Annotated in this window: 4 protein-coding genes; 2 read left to right on the top strand and 2 right to left on the bottom strand. The window is 44.2% G+C overall.

Features of this window, described 5'->3' with window-relative positions; translation table 11 throughout:
* Positions 1–340: 340 nt before the first annotated feature.
* A complete protein-coding gene (locus tag AAEO50_RS20920) occupies positions 341–1,285 on the bottom strand; it encodes an MBL fold metallo-hydrolase (protein ID WP_341986318.1) in 945 nt (314 codons plus the stop codon).
* A 313-nt stretch (positions 1,286–1,598) separates the two neighbouring features.
* Here AAEO50_RS20920 and AAEO50_RS20915 point away from each other — a divergent pair, with 313 nt between their 5' ends.
* Positions 1,599–1,823 (top strand): hypothetical protein, encoded by a 225-nt coding sequence (locus AAEO50_RS20915; RefSeq protein ID WP_341986317.1) that lies wholly within the window; start codon positions 1,599–1,601, stop codon positions 1,821–1,823.
* A gap of 179 nt (positions 1,824–2,002) precedes the next feature.
* Positions 2,003–2,563, top strand: a complete 561-nt coding sequence (locus tag AAEO50_RS20910) for an AAA family ATPase (protein WP_341986316.1) — start codon at positions 2,003–2,005, stop codon at positions 2,561–2,563.
* 74 nt (positions 2,564–2,637) lie between these two features.
* On the opposite strand, the gene AAEO50_RS20905 is transcribed toward AAEO50_RS20910, so the two are convergent.
* Positions 2,638–3,942: an MFS transporter gene (locus tag AAEO50_RS20905; RefSeq protein ID WP_341986314.1), complete on the bottom strand. Its 1,305-nt coding sequence runs from the start codon at positions 3,940–3,942 to the stop codon at positions 2,638–2,640.
* Positions 3,943–4,418: the final 476 nt, after the last annotated feature.

The raw sequence follows: 4,418 nt of genomic DNA, 5'->3' as shown, positions 1-4,418 counted from the left end.
GGTAAAAGTGAAGAAGGAAATGATGAAAAATGAAAAACTAAGAATCGTTTAGTTTTTTAAAGAATTCGTCAGGAATTAGGGGGTCAAACCGAAATCGATAATAAATATTTGGGCATGTGTAACCGGGTGGTAGATTTTGTTTGATTTGGTATGGATGGGGACAATTTTCCCGTTAAATTGCCTTGATGGGCAGCTGAGAACCCAAGTATTTTTGATATTGAGGGCATTTGAGGTGTTTTATTGAGTTTTTCCTTGAATAATAGGCGTTTTTGAAGAATGTGGTTATGCCCCCTGCAGACTAATTTGTTCGGACACCGGGGGCTGGCCCAGAATTCAGTTTCTATTTAGCATAAAATCTATAAACTTTTGAAAGGTTGTCCCTGATTCCATTTACACCTTTCCATTTTTTATACTCGGGAGGGGTTTCGAACTCAGAAGTGAATGATTCTAACGAGACCTTATTTTCCACTGCTTCTTTTGATTTTTCTATTAAAAAAGCTACATATCCAGCTATTTTTTCCAACAGTTCTTCATTGCCGACATTCCCATGACCCGGAACAAAGAGTTCAATCTCCATTTCCTTTACTTCCTTCAATATGTAACTAAAATCCTCAGGGTGATAAATGGGTACATGCAGATCTTGCGTAACTAAATCGCCCATGAAGGCAATTTTATCTTCTGGTAAATACATAAATGTATCACTGGGAGTATGTCCTCCACCGAGACAGTGCAATTCTACTTTTCTTTTTGAACCTTCGATGATCAGCTTCTCTTCAAAGATAACGGCAGGCAGAACGATTTGCATATCGGGCAGGTCTTCCAGCACTTTTGACATTTCATTATACTGATTCATCAGACTGGCTTTGATGATCGGATTTTGAATGAGATTTATTTGATTTTGCAAGTTGTTCAGATATTCTTTCGTTTCTTTTATCTCTATCTCAACATCATCCAGCTTGTTTTTTTCTTTGCACCATTCCCTAGTCAAAGACGTGGAAAGAATGGAGACATCATAAAATGCCTGGTTACCGAATACGTGGTCCCCGTGGTAGTGGCTGTTGATCAGATACTTTACTTTTTTTCCTGTAAGAAGTTCCGCTTGTCTTCTTAACTCACGGCCGGCGGAAGGGGTGGTGAATGAATCGAAAACCAACAATTCGTCACCCAAATCAACGATTCCCGCATTACTCCAGGCACCTCTCCCTGGGATTGAAATCGCGGCATAAACTCCGTCACTTAAAGTGTATAAATTAAAGAACTCAGTCTCTTTTATAAGTGTAGTCAATCTTGCTCCCCCTATAACGATTAAGTTCTCTATACTATTTACCATCAAGTAGATGTATTCCTGCATGGATTATAGAGTATTCAGGTACGGAAGTTCAATTTGGGTTTGATCGCATGTAATCTAAAGCTTTATGTAACGTGGCCAGCCCTAAATCAACAGCAATACAATAGACAATATATGTAAATCATTTATAATAAAAGAAGTTTTTAAAAATTATGAATGCAAGTATGGCGGGCTAATGCCCGGGGGTCTGGTCAAAAGCTGAGTGTTTGTGCAGACCAGAAGACCAACCGACCAGTAAGGATGTGAGTATATGAAGGTTCTCTGGATTGGCACGAATTTATTGATGCCAGTATTGATTTTGTTCATGGCTTTTGCGACGTGGATCGGCTATATTGCAGAAGATATCAGAGATTCCTACGATTTGAAGTGGGCAGCCCTTGGTCTCGTGACGGCGGGGTATATGATTCATTTTTCTAAGAAGACGATTGGATTGGTGATGATCGGGGCAGGAATCGTTATTTGGGTGTTGTTGTAGGTGGATGTTAAGCGTGGAACAATGGGTATAGGTTGGAGACAAGGCAAAGCCAATTTCCTGTTAGCCGTCCCATATCAGAAAGGTTCGTCTGCCATTTTTAGACGAACCTTTTTGTATTCTACGGAAAGAATGTAAAATCATGTTAAAATACTTGCTAAAGAGAAATAGGGGGAGAGAGTATGAAATTTGTTCTTGTTTTTGGGCCGCAGGCGGTTGGGAAGATGACAGTGGGGCAGGAGTTAGCAAAAATAACAGATTTGAAGCTTTTTCATAATCATATGACGATTGATTTGGTCAGTCATTTCTTTGACTATGGTACAAAAGAAGGGAAAAGGCTGGTTCGTCTGTTTCGTCAGGAGATATTTGAAGAGATATCCAAGAGCGACCTGCCAGGGATAATTTTTACATATGTCTGGGCGTTTAATATGCAGGAAGACTGGGATTATGTTCACGAGGTCACTGAGTTGTTCGAGTCCAAGGGCGGTACTGTTTATTTAGTAGAGCTTGAGGCAGATGTGGAAGAGAGGCTTGAGCGGAATAAAAGTTCGAATCGACTTGAACATAAGCCGACAAAAAGGGATATCGATTGGTCTGAAAGTGAATTGAAAAATTCATTGAAGCAATACAGATTGAATTCTTTGGAAGGTGAAATTAAACACTCAAACTATATAAAAATAAACAATACAAACTTGAGTGCGGAAGAAGTGGCGGAGATCATTAAGGGGAAATTTCAATTATAGGGTAAAAAAATGGCCTGATTCCCGGTTCACTATTGTGATAGTGCGCCGGGAGTCAGGCCATTTAATTGAATCTGTTATGCTTTGTCTGTTGATCTGGAACCCGCAAGAAACCAGATCATCACTGGAATGAGTATGAGTGAAACGACCCCTCCGCCTATTGAGAGGGCCGGATAGCTGGAGAACGCTACGATGATTCCTGACAGCACGCCGCCGGAAGCCCCGGCCAATGCGACGAATACGTCCACCGATCCTTGGGTTTTCGCCCGGGTTGCTGGGTCTGTCGAGTCGACAAGGATCGCCGTTCCGCTGATCAATCCAAAGTTCCAGCCGAGTCCTAAAAGCGCGAGCGCTATCGCAAGGCCGGCGATCGAGTCTGTTGGTGCCATCGCTGCGAGTATTCCAGCAGCGAGAAGCGTAACGGCAGATGCGAGGACCATGGGCATCCGCCCGATTTTATCAACCAGGATCCCGGTGACAAGTGACGGCAGGTACATTGCACCGATGTGAATGCCGATGATGAGACCGATGGCCGTCAATCCGTGACCGTGATGCCCCATATGGACAGGCGTCATCGTCATGACGGCAACCATGACGATTTGAGTTAAAATCATCACTGTCGAGCCCAGGAAAACGCCCCGTTTGTTTCTTTGGGAAGCAGTGATTGCTTCGCTGGAACTTGCGTCATCCACTGCTTTCAGTGGAACAGAAAGAGCTTTTGCCACGACATATGGGTCTGGGCGCATAAAGATATAGATGACAATCCCGGCCAGGGTGTAGGCAGCAAATGCCAGGATGAATGGTCCGCCGAGGGGCGGGATGCCGATTGATTCTGCAAATCGACCCATCACGTCAACCAGGTTTGGACCGGCCACTGCCCCGAACGTGGTCGATACCATGGCAAAACTGACCGCAGTCGCTCTTTGAGAAGGTTTTGCCAAGTCTGTCCCTGCATAGCGCGTCTGCAAGTTCGTAGCTGTACCCGCACCATAAATCAGGAGTGATATGAAAAGCAGGGTGATGGAATTGGTGACGGCCGCCGCGACGGCTCCGATTGCCCCGATTCCTCCTATGATGAAACCGATGGAAAGGCCGATCCGTCTTCCATGTTTTTGGGACAGCCGCCCGACAAAGAGTGCGGCCCCGGCTGAACCGAGAGTGAACAGGGCGACCGGCACACCGGAGAAACTGTCCGTCCCGAGCATATCCTGAGCGAGAAGCGCCCCTACCGTAATACCGGCAGCAAGCCCTGCTCCCCCAAAGACCTGTGCGATCATGATGATGATCAATGTTTTTTTATAAAGAGCCTGTTGGTGTTCGGAGGAGTCCCGGCACCTTGTGATTGCTTCTTCATTCGTTGCAAAATTAGCATTTGTCTTCATCTGTTATTCATCCTATTCCAGGTATTTTAGTGAGAGGTTATTAAAATTCAACATATCAATCTATTAATCTCTAATGAATTTATGAAAGTTTATTCAATTATATACCTAAGCAGGTATAGAGGAAAGGCATGAATTTGGAGACTGGTTTCATGTGCAGGAAGGGAGGTGGGGATGGGCATCGTGGGTTAGTGAAACATGGGGACACGGGGTGGGAACTAACTGGCATCGTGGATGAGTGCGGGACCATGGGGACAGGTCCCGTGGTCCGTTTTTCTAGATGGATCAGTGGGACAGATTAACTTGCCCGTTTTCCAGAAGTGATCCGGTGCCTAGCCAGTTTAGAATAATTATCATAAGATCATAAAATTCGATTCAGGATCGTATCTATTTAGCCCCTTTACTCTTTTGGACACCTACTTCTAAAGATATTAAGATAGAAGTATCAAAGGAGGAGCCAAAATGAGTAAACGAAATGG

This window comes from Rossellomorea oryzaecorticis (genome assembly GCF_038405515.1).
Taxonomy (GTDB): domain Bacteria; phylum Bacillota; class Bacilli; order Bacillales; family Bacillaceae_B; genus Rossellomorea; species Rossellomorea oryzaecorticis_A.
This window is presented reverse-complemented; position numbering and strand designations above follow the sequence as displayed.